Source organism: Lysinibacillus sp. GbtcB16 (genome assembly GCF_019091145.1).
GTDB lineage: Bacteria > Bacillota > Bacilli > Bacillales_A > Planococcaceae > Lysinibacillus > Lysinibacillus fusiformis.
The window spans coordinates 1-334 of sequence record NZ_JAGXJV010000207.1; the positions used below are offsets into that span (position 1 = coordinate 1).

The 334-nt window shown below is 32.9% G+C and carries 1 protein-coding gene; it reads right to left on the reverse strand.

The features are described 5' to 3' along the window. The coding region (locus KVT27_RS24025; RefSeq protein ID WP_217582113.1) for a hypothetical protein at positions 1-308 on the reverse strand (308 nt) is incomplete at its 3' end. Positions 309-334 lie beyond the last annotated feature (26 nt).

The window sequence follows — 334 nt, forward strand, 5'->3', positions numbered from 1 at the left end:
TTTAGAATCGTACATCCGTGTATATAATACCAACCGTTGTCTACCTTATCTGGTATTGTAATTTTTTTGATAATATTTAAATCAGCGATATCCATGATATAAACATCACTATTAAACATAAACACTACTTTATCTTGATTTTCATTTGTTGCGAATGATATTTTCCCACCGTAACCACTTGTTGTATCTGATAACCCTGCAATCACCTTTTTCAAAAGAACAGCTCCTGTTTTTCTACTGATTTTCACAATGCCTTTTGGATATGTTGCAAAAATGTAATCTTTTGTTAAGATAGCTTCCGAAGACATAGGGTCCGCATCAGTACATTCCCATA